The following is a 15,103-nucleotide window of genomic DNA, read 5'->3' as shown; positions in this document are numbered from 1 at the left end:
TAGCGTGATGGCGTGCCACCGATGTCGATGTGCTCCATGACCGTCATGCGCGATTCGTGCTGTCCGCGCGAACGCAGCCGCCGGTCAGGCCTCCGGAGACCGGCACCGGTGAGCGGCCGAGCTCGAAGGGATGGCGACCATGTCTGAACCGCTGGTCGTGATCGACCACGTCAACAAGCACTTCGGAGAACTCCATGTGCTTAAAGACATCACCGCGACGATTCACCGAGGTGAAGTCGTCGTTGTGATCGGACCGAGCGGGTCGGGCAAGTCGACCCTGTGCCGCGCGATCAACCGACTGGAGACGATCGACAGCGGCAGCATCACGATCGACGGCAAGAGATTGCCGGAAGAGGGCAAAGACCTTGCAGCCTTGCGTGCCGATGTCGGCATGGTGTTCCAGTCGTTCAATCTCTTCGCGCACAAGACCGTGCTCGAGAACGTCACGCTCGGTCCGCGCCGTGTGCGCGGTGTTCCGAAGGCAGAGGCGAACACCAAGGCCATGGAGCTGCTCGATCGCGTGGGCGTGGCCAACCAGGCTCAGAAACTGCCCGCTCAGTTGTCGGGTGGCCAGCAGCAGCGGGTAGCGATCGCCCGGGCACTCGCGATGAACCCCAAAGTCATGCTTTTCGACGAGCCGACCTCGGCGCTCGACCCGGAGATGATCAACGAGGTGCTCGACGTCATGACGTCGCTCGCCCGCGACGGCATGACCATGGTCGTCGTCACGCACGAGATGGGCTTCGCCCGCAGTGCAGGAGAGCGGATTCTCTTCATGGCCGAGGGCGAGATCGTCGAAGAGGCCGAGCCGGATGCCTTCTTCGACAACCCGCAGACCCCGAGAGCGAAGGACTTCCTCTCGAAAATCCTCTCCCGCTGACCGGCGGGGGAGCACCACAGCAAGGAGTAGACAGATATGGGACTCAACAGAGGAATCGCCGCTGCCGCTCTGGCGGCCGTCGGACTACTGGGCCTGAGCGCGTGCGCCGGCGGCGCCACCGAGCCGGCTGAGCCGGTCGCCGAAGCACCTGAGTTCGAGGCCGGTTCGACCATGGCTGCCCTCGCCGAGGCTGGCACGATCACCATCGGCACGAAGTTCGACCAGCCGCTCTTCGGCCTGCAGGGCCTTGACGGTGAGCCCGTCGGCTTCGATGTGGAGATTGGCAAGATCATCGCGAGCGAGCTCGGCATCGCTGCAGACAACATCGAGTGGGTCGAGACCGTGTCTGCCAACCGCGAGCCGTTCATCGAGAACGGCACCGTCGACATCGTGATCGCGACTTACACGATCAACGACACGCGCAAGGAAGTCATTTCGTTTGCCGGTCCGTACTACCTCGCGGGCCAGGACATCCTGGTGCTCGAAGGAAACCCGGAGGGCATCACCGGCCCGGAAGACGTCGCAGGCAAGAACGTCTGCTCGGTCGCGGGTTCCACCTCAGAGCAGAACATCGCAGAGTACGGCCCCAACCTCATCACGACCGACACGTACTCGAACTGCCTCGAGCCGCTGCGCAACGGAGCGGTCGTTGCCGTGACGACTGACAACGTGATTCTTGCCGGACTCGCCGACCAGAACCCGGGCGAGTTCGAGGTCGTGAACAACGCGTTCACCTCTGAGCCCTACGGCATCGGCCTCACCCGCGACGATGACGTGTTCCGCAGCTGGATCAACGACGTCCTCGAAGAGGCGTACGCCGACGGCCGATGGGCCGATGCGTGGACCTCGACCGCGGGCGTGGTGCTCGACCTGCCGGAGCCCCCGGCGGTCGACCGCTACTAAGCGTCGTATCGGCGTCGGCCCGCCCGTCCTGGGTGGGCCGACGCCCCACCTTCTGTGATCAGCAAGAGAGGAGAGCCGTGAGCGTCATCGATTCGCTGATCGACGTCATGCCGTTGTATCTCGAGGGCTTCGGGTTGACGATCCTGCTGCTCGTGGTGTCGGGCCTCGGCGCCTTCATTCTCGGTGTCATCATCGCGGCGATGCGCATCTCGCCGTTGCCGTCGCTGCGAGTCTTCGCCGTCGTCTACACCGAGGCGTTGCGCAATGTGCCCCTGCTGCTGGTCCTGTTCTTCTGCGCGTTCGTCCTGCCCATCCTGGGAGTATCGGTGGGGCCGGATCCCAAGGTCGGCTATCTGCTGCTGGCCATTCTCGGCCTCACGCTCTACACGTCTCCGTTCGTCGCCGAGGCTGTGCGCTCGGGCATCAACGGCGTGCCGATCGGTCAAGCCGAAGCGGCTCGCAGCATCGGCATGGGGTTCGGCGCGACGCTCACGCTCGTCATCCTTCCCCAAGCGGGCCGCATGGTGGTGCCGCCGCTCATCAATGTCTTCATCGCGCTGACCAAGAACACCTCGGTCGCGGGCATCTTTTTCGTCAATGAGCTCTTCTCCGGAGTGCAGCGAGCGACGCGGGATCACGGCGACAAGGTTCTGCTGATGCTGCTGTTCGCCGCAGCGCTCTACTTGCTGATCACCATTCCGCTCGGGCAGATCGCCGGATACATCGAGAAGAAGGTGCGGGTGCTGCGATGAGCCTCGGTGTTCTCTACGACGCGCCCGGCCCGAAGGCCCGCCGCAGGTCGCTGATCGGATCGATCGTCGGCATCATCCTGATCGCGGCGCTGTTCTGGTGGGTGATCGCGACTCTCGCCGCTCCCCGCATCTCTGCCAACGATGCCGTGACGCCCGGATTGTTCGACCCTTCTCGATGGGATGTACTGGCCAACCCCCTGGTCTGGGAACGCTTCGCTGCCGGAGTCGGTGCGACTCTTCTGATGGCGGGCGCTGCGGCGATCCTGGCGATCGCGGTCGGCATCGGCTTCTCGTTCGCGCGCACGGCGACGAGCAGGTGGATTCGGGTTCCTGCAGCGATCCTGCTCGAGTTCTTCCGCGGCATGCCTGTGCTGCTCATGATCTTCTTCGTGTTCCTGGTGTTCTCCACCGGTGCCTACTGGGCCGGCGTCATCGGTCTCGGCGTCTACAACGGCGCGATCATCGGTGAAGCGCTCAGGGCCGGAATCCTGTCGCTGCCCAAGGGGCAACGTGAAGCGGGTTTCGTCATCGGACTCACGGCGACGAGAACTCGCATGATCATCGAGTTCCCTCAGGCATTCCGGCAGATGCTCCCCATCATTCTCGCGCAGATGGTCGTGCTGCTGAAAGATACGTCGCTCGCCTACGTCGTGGCGTATGACGAGCTGTCGCGCACGATTCAGAACATGCAGAAGGCTCTCGGCAACAGGTACGTCTTCACACTCTTCATCATCGGACTTGCGATCTACCTCGCCCTGAACCTGACCTTGTCATGGATCGCCCGGGCGGTCGCCAAGCGGAGCGGGCCGAAGGCGGGCAAGCTGACTCCGACGGGTCCTGCGGCCGCGCTCGGAGCGGAAGGCACCCGCGCCATCACTCTTCCCGTGCTCGAGCGCGACAGACCCCCACGGCGGCCAGACTAAGCTTTACCGCTGTGCCTGACCCTCTCGAGATCTCCGAATCCGTCGTCGACTCGGCCGTCGATGCCGCACTCGCGGCGATCGCCGCCGCCGCCGATGTCGCCGCGCTGAAAGCCGCCAAGTCGGCCCACGCGGGCGAGTCGTCTCCGCTGGCGAGTCTCAACGCGACGCTGCGCGATGTGCCGGCCGACCAGAAGGCGGCTCTCGGCAAGCTCGTCGGTCAGGCACGCGGACGCGTCGCGCAGGCCATCGCCGCACGCGAGGCCGAGCTGGCTGAAGCAGAAGAGCAGGCGCGGCTCGCGGCCGAGGCGATCGATGTCACGGGCATCCCGCCCCTGCGCATCGCCGGTGCGCGCCATCCGCTCACGACGCTCATGGAAGACATGAGCGACATCTTCGTCGCGATGGGCTGGGAGGTCGACGAAGGGCCCGAGCTCGAGAACGACTGGTTCAACTTCGACGCGCTCAACTTCGCGCCCGACCACCCGGCGCGCGCGATGCAAGACACCTTCTTCATCGAGCCTGACGACCGTCACCTGATTCTGCGCACGCACACGAGCCCCGTGCAGTCGCGCTCGATGCTCTCGCGCGGGGTGCCGCTCTACATCGTGGCCCCGGGGCGCGTCTACCGCACCGACGAGCTCGACGCGACGCACACCCCCGTCTTCCACCAGATGGAGGGCATCGCGATCGATAAGGGCCTGACGATGGCCCACTTGCGCGGCGTGCTCGAGCATCTTGCCCGCGCGCTGTTCGGCGAGGGCGCTCGCATTCGCCTGCGACCCTCGTACTTTCCCTTCACCGAGCCCAGCGCCGAGCTCGATGTATGGCACCCGACCTTCCGCGACGGGCCGCGCTGGATCGAGTGGGGCGGCTGCGGCATGGTCAACCCCAACGTGCTGCGCTCGGCGGGCATCGACCCCGAGGTCTACCAGGGCTTCGCCTTCGGCATGGGCATCGAGCGCACGCTCATGTTCCGCAACGGGGTGAGCGACATGCGTGACATGGTCGAGGGTGACGTGCGCTTCTCGCAGCAGTTCGGGTTGGTGGTCTGATGCGTATTCCTCTGTCATGGCTTCGCGAGTTTGTCGACGTGCCGTCGAGCGGCGACCCCGCTGCCGATGCCGAGGCGGTGCACGCCGCACTCGTGCGCGTCGGGCTCGAAGAAGAAGAGATTCACGGCGTCGCGCTCACCGGACCGATCGTCGTGGGCCAGGTACTTGAGTTCGTTGACGAGCCGCAGTCGAACGGCAAGACCATCCGGTGGTGCCAGGTGCTCACGGGGCCGAACGAGTCGCGCGGCATCGTGTGCGGCGCGAGCAATTTCGCGGTCGGCGATAAGGTCGTCGTCTCGCTGCCCGGGGCCGTGCTGCCCGGGCCCTTTCCGATCTCCGCCCGAAAGACCTACGGCCACGTCTCCGACGGCATGATCGCGAGCGCGCGAGAGCTCGGTCTCGGCGACGAGCACGACGGCATTCTGAGGCTCGCGACCTTGGGCCTCGACCCCGAGGTCGGCACTGATGCGATCGCGTTGCTGGGTCTTGACGACCTCGCCGTCGAGATCAACGTGACGCCCGACCGCGGCTATGCGCTATCGATCCGCGGTGTCGCTCGCGAGTACTCGCACGCGACGGGCGTGCCTTTCCGCGACCCCGCGCTCGCGGTCAGCCCTGGGCAGGGCTCGGGTTTCGACGTCGCGGTGCGCGATGACGCGCCGATTCACGGCGTTCCGGGGTGCGATGCCTTCGTGACGCGCGTCGTGCGCGGCATCGATACCGAACGACCGACACCGTCGTGGATGATCTCCCGCCTGTCGCTCGCCGGCATCCGCTCGATCTCGCTCGTCGTCGACATCACCAACTACGTGATGCTCGAACTCGGCCAGCCGATTCACGCCTACGACCTTTCGACGCTCAGCGGCGGCATCACGGTGCGCCGGGCGAGCAAGGGCGAGAAGGTCGTGACGCTTGACGGTCAGACCCGCACGCTGCACCCCGAAGACCTGCTCATCACCGACGACTCGGGCCCCATCGGGCTCGCGGGCGTCATGGGCGGGGCGAGCACAGAGATCTCGTCGACCTCGGTCGACGTGCTGATCGAGGCGGCGCACTTCGAGGCCGTCTCGATCGCGCGCACCTCGCGCAGGCACAAGCTGCCGAGCGAGGCTTCGCGGCGGTTCGTGCGCGGCGTCGACCCGCTCGTGGCCGAGCCTGCGGCGCAGCGCGTCGTCGACCTGCTCGTCGAGCTCGCGCGCGGCACGGCTGATCCACTCGGCTCGCTCTGGATCGACGCTCCGAAGCCCGCACCGATCCACCTCGCCGAGGGCTACGTCGACGCACTGGTCGGCGTCGACTACTCGCTCGACGAGATCACCGAGTCGCTCGAGGTGATCGGGTGCACACTCGCCGTCGAGACCGACGGCTGGCTCATCACGCCGCCGAGCTGGCGCCCCGACCTTGTCGATGCGCCCTCGCTCGCCGAGGAGGTCGCGCGCATCGTCGGTTATGACCGCATTCCGGCCGTGCTGCCGATCGCGCCGCCCGGGCGGGGTCTGACCCGGCCCCAGCGCGTGCGTCGAGCCGTCGCTGATGCCCTCGCCGCCGCAGGACTCACCGAGGTTCTCGCGTACCCCTTCGTCTCGGCCGCCGAGAACGCCCTCATCGATGGTGCGGATGCGGCCAGCATGGTGCTCGCGAACGCCATCGACTCCGAGTCGGCTCGCCTGCGCCGCAGCCTGCTTCCCGGCCTCACGCGCATCGCTCACCGCAACGTGTCGCGCGGCCTCACCGATGTCGCGCTGTTCGAGCTGGGTGCCGTCTTCCACCCCGAGGCGGGTCGGCAGTACGGCACCGCGGAAGTGCCGCCCGGAGGCGCGCGCCCGAGCGACCAGGTGCTCGCCGAGCTCGCGGCGAGCATCCCCGATCAGCCGCGCTATCTCGCGGCGATCATGATCGGCGATCGTCGGCCCAAGGGCATCGGTCAGTCCGCCGAACCGCGGGGCATCGCGGATGCACTCGAGGCTGCGCATGCCGTCGCCTCCGTCGCCGGAGTAACGCTGCGTGTCGAGCGGGGCGAGCACCCGGCACTGCACCCCGGCCGTACCGCCGCGCTCTGGGTCGGCGAGACGCCCGTGGGCGTGGCCGGCGAGCTGCTGCCCGCCATTGCCGTTGAGCGTGATCTTCCGCGACGGGTCGCCGTGCTCGAGCTCGACCTCGACGCGCTCACCGCAGCCGGAACGAGCGAGATCATCGCGGGCCGCATCGCGGGGTACCCTGCCGCGACGCAAGATCTCTCGGTTGTCGTCGACGAGTCGGTGCCCGCGGGAGCGGTGCGCGATACGGTCGTCGAGGGCGCCGGTGAGCTGCTCGAGTCAGCGACGATCGTCGACGACTACCGGGGCACAGGTCTCGAGTCCGGCACGAAGTCGATCACGCTGGCGCTGCGGTTCAGGGCCGACGACCGCACGCTCACGGCCGCAGAAGCAACAGAGGCCAAGCTCGCGGGTCTCGCACTCGCGAGCGAGAGGCTCGGCGCGACGCTTCGCGCCTGAGACGTGGGGGTCTGCGCGGCAAGCGCTGCCCACTCCGTCGTCCTCTCTCACTAGGTGCGACAGCTCGCACGTCCGAAAACCTGCGAGCTGTCGCAACCAGTACGAGGCGCCGCCTACTTACGGCCGGCGCCGAGCAGGCCGCCGAGGGCGCCCGTGATCATCTCTTGACCCTGAGGGCTCGAGATGAGCCCGCCGAGCATGTCGGCGAGCGGGTTGCCGCTCGAGGCGGGTGCCGCGGCGGGCTCCGGGGCTGCCTCGGCCTTGTTGCCCATGAACTGGTTGGCGACGAAGGCGAGCACGATCGGCGCGACAATCGGCAAGACCTGCGCAACGATCGCGCCAATGTCGGGCCCGTCTGCCTTCGAACCCGCCTTGACCTCGGCCTTCGACGCGGCGGCTTTCACGACGTCGTTCTTCTTGGCGCCGAAGACGTTCGAGACGATCTTCTCGCCGTCTTTCTCGTCGATGTCGTCGAGCTTCTTCGGGGCGCGACCTTTGTGGTGGCCGAGGGCCTTCTCGAGCGACTGCGCACCCTTGTCGTCTTTCGCGTTCGCGGCGAGACCGCCGACGATGGCGGGCACGGCGACGGCGACGGCGGCGCGGGCGACGTTCTCGTCGACGCCGATCTTCTTCGCGATGTCGCCGATCGGAATCAGGTTGATGAGGCCGCTGAGGTCGTCCATGCCGGTGCTCCTTGTGTCGGGGATGGGCCGCCGTGGGCGTGCCCGTGTCGAAACCTCATCGTATTCTCTGCAAAGGTTAAGCACATGACCTATTCCGTGGCGGTGGCGGGCGCGAGCGGCTACGCGGGGGGCGAGGTGCTGCGCCTCATGGCGCACCACCCGCAGCTCGAGATTCGCACGGTCACCGCCCACTCGAACGCTGGCTCGACGCTCATTGACGTGCACCCGCATCTGCGGTCGCTCGACCATCTGACCTTCGTCGAGACCACGGTCGAGGCGCTCGCGGGCCACGACATCGTCGTGCTCGCGCTACCGCACGGCGCCTCGGGCGAGATCGCGGCCCAGCTATCGCCCGAGACCCTCGTGCTCGACTGCGGCGCAGACCACCGACTCGAGAGCGCCGACGACTGGGCGCGTTTCTACGGAGGCGAGCACCACGGCGCGTGGACGTACGGCCTGCCCGAGCTCGTGCACGCCGACGGCAGTCGCCAGCGCTCGCACCTCTCGGGCACGCGCCGCATTGCGGTGCCGGGGTGCAATGTCACCGCGGTGACGCTGGGGCTCGCCCCGGGCATCCAGAGCGGCATCATCGAGGGTCAAGACCTCACCGCCGCGCTTGCCGTCGGCCCGAGCGGGGCCGGGCGCTCGTTGCGCACCGACCTGCTCGCCAGCGAGGTGCTGGGCGCGGCGACGCCCTACGCCGTCGGGGGAGTGCACCGGCACATTCCCGAGATTCTGCAGAACGTGCGGTGGGCGGGTGCCGAGCGCCCGAGCATCTCGTTCACTCCCGTGCTCGTGCCAATGTCGCGCGGCATTCTCGCGACGGTCACGGCGCGCCTGGCACCGGGCGTCGATGCGGCGATCGTGCGCGACGCCTGGGTGTCGACCTACGACGCCGAGCCCTTCGTGCACGTGCTGCCCGAGGGGCAGTTTCCGTCGACGTCATCGGTCGTGGGCGCGAACACCGCGCTCATCGGTCTCGCGGTCGACGTCGAGGTGCAGCGCGTGGTGATCGTGGTCGCGCTCGACAACCTCGTGAAGGGCACCGCCGGCGCCGCCGTGCAGTCGCTCAACCTCGCGCTCGGCCTGCCCGAAGCGCTCGGCCTGCCCGTGAACGGGGTCGCCCCGTGAGCGTCACTCGACCCCTCGGCTTCGTCGCCGCCGGCGTGCCGTGCGGCCTGAAGTCGAGCGGCGATCGCGACCTCGCCCTCGTCGTCAATCAGGGCCCGTCGAAGGCCGCGGCTGCCGTCTTCACGAGCAATCGCGCCAAGGCTCATCCCGTCATCTGGTCGCAGCAGGTCATCGCCGACGGCGAGGTGAGCGCGATCGTGCTCAACTCGGGTGGAGCCAACTGCTTCACGGGCCCCGAGGGTTTTCTCGTGACGCATCAGACGGCAGAGTTTGTCGCGGGCATGCTCGACGACGTGTCGGCGGGGGATGTACTCGTGTGTTCGACGGGGCTCATCGGTGAGCCGCTTGACACGAAGAAACTGCTCGACGGAGTCGCGGTGGCCAGCCAGGTGCTGAGCGCCGAGGGCGGACCCGACGCGGCCCTCGCGATCATGACGACTGACTCGGTGCCGAAAGAGTCATGGTTGTCGTCAGACGGCTGGACGATCGGCGGCATGGCGAAGGGCGCCGGGATGCTCGCGCCCGGTCTCGCGACCATGCTCGTGGTGCTCACCACCGACGCCGACCTCACCTCGGCCGAGCTCGACGCCGCACTGCGCGAGGTGAGCGCCAAGACGTTCGACCGCATCGACTCCGACGGCTGCATGTCGACCAACGACACGGTGGCGCTGCTGTCGAGCGGAGCATCCGGAATTCGCCCCGACCTCGACAGGTTCACGATGTCGCTGCGCGCGGTCTGCTACAGCCTTTCAGAGAAGCTCATCACCGATGCTGAGGGCGCGAGCCACGACATCCGTATTCAGGTGACCGGCGCAGTGACGGAGGATGACGCCGTCGAGGTCGCGCGCTCGGTCGCCCGCAGCAACCTCTTCAAGGCCGCGATGTTCGGCAACGACCCCAACTGGGGCCGGGTGCTCGCCGCGATCGGCACGACGCAGGCCGCGTTCGATCCCTACGCGGTCGACGTCTCGTTCAACGAGGTGCGGCTGTGCCACGCCGGGGCGCCCGATCGCCCGCGCACCGAGGTCGACCTGAGCGGCCGCGGCATTCGCGTGCTCATCGAGTTGCACGCCGGTGAAGCCGAGGCCGAGATCTACACCAATGACCTCACGCACGACTACGTGCACGAGAACAGCGCCTACTCGAGTTGAGGCACCGTGAGCGAGCTGAGAGACCCCGAGACCATCACGGCTGACCACGCACAGGCGGCCGTCAAGGCAGCAACGCTCATCGAGTCGTTGCCCTGGCTGCAACGCTTTCGTGACCGCGTCGTTGTCATCAAGTTCGGTGGCAACGCGATGGTCAGCGATGAGTTGCAGCGGGCCTTCGCCGAAGACATGGTCTACCTGCGAACGGTCGGTCTGCGCCCCGTGGTCGTGCACGGCGGGGGCCCGCAGATCTCGGCGATGCTCGAGAAGTTTGGTATCGAGAGCGAGTTTCGCGGCGGCTACCGTGTCACGAGCCCCGAAGCGATGGATGTCGTGCGCATGGTGCTCACGGGCCAGATCAGCCGCTCGCTCGTGAGTCTCATCAATGAGCACGGGCCGTTCGCCGCGGCGATCTCGGGGGAGGACGCGGGGCTCTTCCGCGGTCGCCGCCGGGGAGTCGTGATCGACGGGGTCGAGGTCGACCTGGGGCTCGTGGGTGATGTCGTGGGGGTCGACCCCGCCGCCGTGCTCGCGCAGCTCGACGCGGGGCGCATCCCCGTCGTCTCGTCGATCGCGCCCGACGGCGACAGCCCGGGCCAGAGCCTCAACGTGAACGCCGACTCGGCCGCCGCGGCGCTCGCCGTGGCGCTCGGCGCCGAGAAGCTCGTGATTCTCACCGATGTCGCCGGGCTCTACCGCGACTGGCCCGATACCGCGTCACTCGTGTCGAGCATCGAGGCCGACGAGCTGCGAGCCCTGCTGCCGAGCCTCGAGTCGGGCATGATCCCGAAAATGACAGCCTGCCTCGACGCGGTCGAGGGCGGTGTCGGCAAGGCGGCGATCATTGACGGCCGCATTCCACACTCGATTTTGCTCGAGATCTTCACGCAGGCCGGCATCGGTACCGAGGTCGTCGCGTGACTACCGCGCCGCTGGTCGCGGGCGAGCAGACGGATGCTCTGCGCGAGCGATTCGCCCGTGTCGCGATGCGCTCGGCGCCGAGCCCGATGGCCGTGCTCGATCATGGCCGCGGCGCTCTCGTGTGGGATGTCGACGGCACTGAGTACCTCGACTTCCTCGCCGGCATCGCCGTCAACGCCCTGGGTCACGCGCATCCGGTCGTCGTCGAGGCGATCGCGGCGCAGGCCGCTCGCGCGATGCACGTCAGCAACTACTTCACGACCCCTCAGGCGGTCGCGTTCGCCGAACGCCTCGTGCGGCTGACCGGGTTCGGCGAGACCGGTCGGGTGTACCCGGCCAACTCGGGTGCTGAGGCCATCGAGGCGGCGGTCAAGCTCGCTCGTCGCACGGGCAGGCCGCGCATCCTCGCCTTCGAGGGAGGGTTTCACGGCCGCACCATGGGCGCCCTCGCGCTGACCGGCAAGGCGGCCCTGCGCGAGCCCTTCGAGCCGGGGCTGCCGGGCGTCGAGCACCTGCCGACCGACCTCGCCGCGCTCGAGGCGGCCCTCGGTGACGATGTCGCGGCCGTCGTGCTCGAGCCCATCAAGGGCGAAGCCGGCGTCGTGCCGCTGCCGCCCGAGTTTCTGCTCGAGGCGCGTCGGCTGACGCGCGGGCACGGCGCCCTGCTCATCGTCGACGAGATCCAGACCGGCGCGGGCCGCACGGGCGACTGGTTTGCCTTCCAGCACGACCTGACAGACGCCGACGACCTGCCAGACGCGGTCGTTCTCGCCAAGGGCATCGGCGGGGGAGTGCCGATCGGCGCGCTCGTCACCCGGGGCGCTGCGAGCGACCTCTTCACGCTCGGCCAGCACGGCTCGACCTTCGGGGGCAATCCGCTTGCGACCGGAGTCGCCGATGCTGTGCTCACTGAGATCGAAAGGGCCGACCTCGTGAGCAACGCGGCTCGACGCGGCGACCAGCTGCGGCAGGGCATCCTGGCTCTCGGTTCGCCCCTCGTCGCCGAGGTGCGAGGTCGCGGCCTGCTGCTCGGCGTGGGGCTCACCGCCGCCGTCGCGCCGCGAGTCGTCGCCGAGGCGCTGCACCGCGGCCTCATCATCAACGCGGCGAACGACGAGAGCATCCGCCTCGCGCCGCCGCTCATCATCGGCGATGCTGAGATCGACCGCTTTCTCGGACTCTTCGCCACAGCACTGTCCGCCGCTCGACCGGAGGCCACCACGCCATGACCGCACCCGCTGCCCGCCACTTCTTGCGCGACGACGACCTCACGCCCGCCGAGCAGGCCGAGATTCTCGACCTGGCCGTCGCCATCAAGGCCGACCGCTGGGCCCGCACGCCGCTCGCCGGCCCGCAGACCGTCGCGGTCATCTTCGACAAGTCGTCGACCCGCACGCGCGTGAGCTTCGCGGTCGGCATCGCCGACCTCGGCGGGGTGCCGCTCATCATCTCGACCGCCAGCAGCCAGCTCGGCGGCAAAGAGACGCCGAGCGACACCGCGCGCGTGCTCGAGCGCATGGTGGCCGCGATCGTGTGGCGCACCTATGCACAATCGGGGCTCGAAGAAATGGCGGCCGGTACGACCGTGCCCGTCGTCAACGCTCTGAGTGACGACTTCCACCCGTGCCAGCTGCTCGCCGACCTGTTGACTATCCGCGAGCATCGCGGTGATCTCGAGGGGCTCACGGTCGCGTTCCTCGGCGACGGAGCGAGCAACATGGCGCAGTCGTACCTGCTTGCCGGGGCCACGGCGGGCATGCACGTGCGCGTCGCTGCCCCCGCGTCGTTCGCGCCGAGTGCCGCGGTGGTCGCCGATGCCGAGCGCCGCGCGGCCGAGACGGGCGGCTCGATCACGGTCACGACCGACCCGGTCGCGGCCGTCACGGGGGCCGACGTCGTCGTCACCGATACCTGGGTCTCGATGGGCAAAGAAGACGAGAAGGCGCATCGCGTCGCGACCTTCGGCGCCTACCGCGTCGACCCGGCCATGATGGCGCACGCGAAGGCCGACGCGCTCTTCCTGCACTGCTTGCCCGCCGACCGCGGCTACGAGGTCACCGCTGACGTCATCGACGGCCCGCAGTCGGTCATCTGGGACGAGGCCGAGAACCGTCTGCACGCGCAGAAGGCGCTCCTGGTGTGGCTTTTGGCGCAGTCGGGCGGTGCGCAATGAGCGGTGCTACGAACGAGGGCTCGCTGTGGGGCGGGCGCTTCAGCGACGGCCCCTCGCCTGAACTGCAGCGGCTCAGCCGCTCGACGCACTTTGACTGGCAGCTCGGCGGCTACGACATCCGAGGCTCGCGGGCCCACGCTCGCGCCCTCGCTGCGGCGGGCTACCTCACCGACGACGAACTGGTGCGGATGCTCGAGGGGCTCTTGCGAGTCGAATCCCGCTGGGCAGACGGCAGCCTGCAACCCCGGCCCGACGATGAAGACGTGCATGGTGCCCTCGAGGCGGCGCTGGTCGAGGCGGTGGGCGCCGAGCTCGGCGGTCGCTTGCGCGCGGGACGCAGCCGCAACGACCAGATCGCCACCCTCGTGCGGCTCTACCTGCGCGACCACGGGGCCGTGATCGCGCGCGAGGTGCGCTCGCTCATTGAGGCCCTCGCGGCGCAGGCCGACGCGCATCCCGATGCCGTCATGCCCGGCCGCACCCACCTGCAGCACGCACAGCCGGTGCTGCTGGCCCACCACCTGCTCGCCCACGCGTGGCCGCTCGTGCGCGACCTCGAGCGCCTGCGCGACTGGGCGGCGCGAAGCGACCGCTCGCCCTACGGCGCTGGGGCTCTGGCTGGCTCGAGCCTGGGCCTCGATCCGGCCCTCGTCGCGACCGAGCTCGGATTCAGCGGCCCGACCGAGAACTCGATCGACGCGACGGCCGCACGCGACCTCGTCGCCGAGTTCGCCTACATCGCGGCGCAGCTCGGCATTGACCTGTCGCGGCTGGCAGAAGAGATCATCCTCTGGAACACCCGCGAGTTCGGCTACGTGACCCTGCACGACGGCTTCTCGACGGGCTCGTCGATCATGCCGCAGAAGAAGAACCCCGACATCGCCGAGCTCGCGCGCGGCAAGGCGGGGCGACTCATTGGCGACCTCACGGGCCTGCTGACGACACTCAAGGGACTGCCCCTCGCGTACAACCGCGACCTGCAAGAAGACAAAGAGCCCGTGTTCGACGCCGTCGAGACGCTCGAAGTGCTGCTGCCGGCCTTCACCGGCATGGTGGCGACCCTGCGCTTCGACACTGAGCGCATGGCCGCTCTCGCCCCCCAGGGCTTCTCGTTGGCGACAGACGTCGCCGACTGGCTCGTGCGGCAGGGTGTGCCGTTCCGCGAGGCGCACGAGATCTCCGGCGCCCTCGTGGCGCACTGCGAGCGCCATGACCTCGAGCTGCACGAGCCGAGCGACGACGAGTACGCCTCAATTGACCCGCGGCTGCTGCCCGCCGTGCGCGAGGTGCTCTCGGTCGACGGCTCCATCGCCTCGCGGTCGGGCGCGGGCGGCACGGCCCCCTCGGCGGTCGCCGCTCAACGCGCTCACCTCACCGAGCGGCTCGCCGCGCTGCAGTGAGACTGCTCGAGGGCGACCCTGTCGAGGTCGCGCCGCGCCTGCTCGACGCAGTGCTGCACGGGCGCGGCGTGAGCGTGCGGCTCACCGAGGTCGAGGCCTACCGCGGCGAGGGTGCCGACCCCGGTTCGCACGCCTTCCGCGGCCGTACGCCCCGCACAGAGCCCATGTTCGGGCCGGCGGGCACTCTCTACGTCTACCTGAGTTACGGCATGCACCGGTGCCTCAACCTGGTCTGCGGTGCCGCCGGTGAGGCCGGAGCAGTGCTGCTGCGTGCGGGCGAGGTGGTCGAGGGCGCCGAGCTCGCGGCGAAGCGCCGGGCGGCCGCGGCACCGCGTCGCGCCGGGGAGTGCGCATCCCGCCTCATCGCCCCGCGCGATCTCGCTCGGGGCCCTGCCCGCCTCGCGACGGCTCTCGGCATCGACCTGACCGACAGCGGCGGGATGCTCGCCGCAGGCCCGCTGTCTGTCGAGGGCATCGCCCTCGAGCCGGGGCCGCTCGTGCGGCCCGAGCGCATCGCCTCGGGCCCGCGCGTGGGCGTCAGTGGCCTCGGCGGCAGTGCTGAGTACCCCTGGCGCTACTGGCTCGTCGGGGAGCCCACGGTCTCGACCTACCGCGCTGCGATCTCAAAGCGCTAGGTCATGC

14 protein-coding genes are annotated in these 15,103 nt (G+C 68.7%); 13 read left to right on the top strand and 1 reads right to left on the bottom strand.

Annotated elements, in window-relative coordinates; genetic code table 11:
• The first annotated feature begins 139 nt into the window (after window positions 1–139).
• The 6 genes from KL788_RS00890 (at window position 140) to pheT (ending at window position 7,005) form a co-directional block, all read left to right on the top strand.
• On the top strand, window positions 140–880 hold the full coding sequence (locus KL788_RS00890; RefSeq protein ID WP_428846095.1) for an amino acid ABC transporter ATP-binding protein: 741 nt from the start codon (window positions 140–142) through the stop codon (window positions 878–880).
• Between the two features lie 36 nt (window positions 881–916).
• The gene (locus KL788_RS00885) at window positions 917–1,783 is read left to right on the top strand and encodes a glutamate ABC transporter substrate-binding protein (RefSeq protein ID WP_293167634.1); all 867 of its coding nucleotides are present in this window, start codon (window positions 917–919) and stop codon (window positions 1,781–1,783) included.
• An 86-nt stretch (window positions 1,784–1,869) separates the two neighbouring features.
• On the top strand, window positions 1,870–2,535 hold the full coding sequence (locus KL788_RS00880; protein WP_293167925.1) for an amino acid ABC transporter permease: 666 nt from the start codon (window positions 1,870–1,872) through the stop codon (window positions 2,533–2,535).
• The gene (locus KL788_RS00875) at window positions 2,532–3,458 is read left to right on the top strand and encodes an amino acid ABC transporter permease (protein WP_293167632.1); all 927 of its coding nucleotides are present in this window, start codon (window positions 2,532–2,534) and stop codon (window positions 3,456–3,458) included. Before KL788_RS00880 ends, KL788_RS00875 begins: the two co-directional genes overlap by 4 nt.
• Before the next feature lie 11 nt (window positions 3,459–3,469).
• Window positions 3,470–4,510, top strand: a complete 1,041-nt coding sequence (gene pheS / locus KL788_RS00870; RefSeq protein ID WP_293167631.1) for a phenylalanine--tRNA ligase subunit alpha — start codon at window positions 3,470–3,472, stop codon at window positions 4,508–4,510.
• Complete coding sequence (gene pheT, locus KL788_RS00865; RefSeq protein ID WP_293167629.1) at window positions 4,510–7,005, top strand: phenylalanine--tRNA ligase subunit beta; 2,496 nt, start codon at window positions 4,510–4,512, stop codon at window positions 7,003–7,005. Before pheS ends, pheT begins: the two co-directional genes overlap by 1 nt.
• A 113-nt stretch (window positions 7,006–7,118) precedes the next feature.
• Here the strand turns inward: pheT and KL788_RS00860 are convergent, their stop codons facing one another.
• Window positions 7,119–7,688 (bottom strand): DUF937 domain-containing protein, encoded by a 570-nt coding sequence (locus KL788_RS00860; RefSeq protein WP_293167627.1) that lies wholly within the window; start codon window positions 7,686–7,688, stop codon window positions 7,119–7,121.
• An 84-nt stretch (window positions 7,689–7,772) separates the two neighbouring features.
• Between KL788_RS00860 and argC the strand changes: the two genes are divergently transcribed.
• Genes argC through KL788_RS00825 form a run of 7 tightly spaced genes read left to right on the top strand, consistent with a single transcriptional unit; the run spans window position 7,773 to window position 15,096 of the window.
• Complete coding sequence (argC, locus tag KL788_RS00855; protein ID WP_293167626.1) at window positions 7,773–8,819, top strand: N-acetyl-gamma-glutamyl-phosphate reductase; 1,047 nt, start codon at window positions 7,773–7,775, stop codon at window positions 8,817–8,819.
• Window positions 8,816–9,970, top strand: a complete 1,155-nt coding sequence (gene argJ, locus KL788_RS00850) for a bifunctional glutamate N-acetyltransferase/amino-acid acetyltransferase ArgJ (RefSeq protein ID WP_293167624.1) — start codon at window positions 8,816–8,818, stop codon at window positions 9,968–9,970. Before argC ends, argJ begins: the two co-directional genes overlap by 4 nt.
• Before the next feature lie 15 nt (window positions 9,971–9,985).
• Window positions 9,986–10,888: an acetylglutamate kinase gene (gene argB / locus KL788_RS00845; protein ID WP_293167923.1), complete on the top strand. Its 903-nt coding sequence runs from the start codon at window positions 9,986–9,988 to the stop codon at window positions 10,886–10,888.
• A complete protein-coding gene (locus KL788_RS00840; protein WP_293167622.1) occupies window positions 10,885–12,117 on the top strand; it encodes an acetylornithine transaminase in 1,233 nt (410 codons plus the stop codon). Before argB ends, KL788_RS00840 begins: the two co-directional genes overlap by 4 nt.
• Window positions 12,114–13,061: an ornithine carbamoyltransferase gene (gene argF, locus KL788_RS00835; protein ID WP_293167620.1), complete on the top strand. Its 948-nt coding sequence runs from the start codon at window positions 12,114–12,116 to the stop codon at window positions 13,059–13,061. The genes KL788_RS00840 and argF overlap by 4 nt, the downstream gene beginning before the upstream one ends.
• Window positions 13,058–14,461 (top strand): argininosuccinate lyase, encoded by a 1,404-nt coding sequence (gene argH, locus KL788_RS00830; protein ID WP_293167618.1) that lies wholly within the window; start codon window positions 13,058–13,060, stop codon window positions 14,459–14,461. Before argF ends, argH begins: the two co-directional genes overlap by 4 nt.
• Window positions 14,458–15,096, top strand: coding sequence for a DNA-3-methyladenine glycosylase (locus tag KL788_RS00825; protein ID WP_293167616.1), 639 nt, complete (start codon window positions 14,458–14,460; stop codon window positions 15,094–15,096). Before argH ends, KL788_RS00825 begins: the two co-directional genes overlap by 4 nt.
• Window positions 15,097–15,103: the final 7 nt, after the last annotated feature.

The sequence above is a fragment of the Microcella sp. genome, from assembly GCF_019739195.1.
Classification (GTDB): domain Bacteria; phylum Actinomycetota; class Actinomycetes; order Actinomycetales; family Microbacteriaceae; genus Microcella.
Note: the sequence above shows the minus strand (reverse complement) of the source record. Positions and strands in the feature narration are given on the sequence as shown.